The organism is Clostridium sp. HBUAS56010, from assembly GCF_007115105.1.
In the GTDB taxonomy this organism is placed as follows: Bacteria; Bacillota; Clostridia; order Lachnospirales; family Lachnospiraceae; genus Lacrimispora.
The window spans coordinates 1-232 of the sequence record NZ_SULJ01000062.1 but is presented as its reverse complement, the minus strand read 5'-3'; the positions used below and the strand labels follow the sequence as shown (position 1 = coordinate 232).

General features: G+C 43.1%; 1 tRNA gene. It reads left to right on the top strand.

The features are described from left to right. Window positions 1-77: 77 nt before the first annotated feature. Window positions 78-150 (top strand) — tRNA-Gly (locus FAY33_RS19185). Window positions 151-232: the final 82 nt, after the last annotated feature.

The following is a 232-nucleotide window of genomic DNA, read 5'->3' as shown; positions in this document are numbered from 1 at the left end:
GGAAGAACGGATGAAGAAGATATATAACAATGTGTGGTTTTGAGGGTATATGCCTGAAAAAGAGAATAAAGAAATAGGCGCGAGTGGCTCAGTTGGTGGAGTACGACCTTGCCAAGGTCGGGGTCGCGGGTTCGAGTCCCGTCTCGCGCTCTACATACAAAAGATAAGGGCAGGTTTCCGATTTTCGGAAGCCTGTTTTTCCGTTTATAAAAAGATTAAGAATTTTATTTTT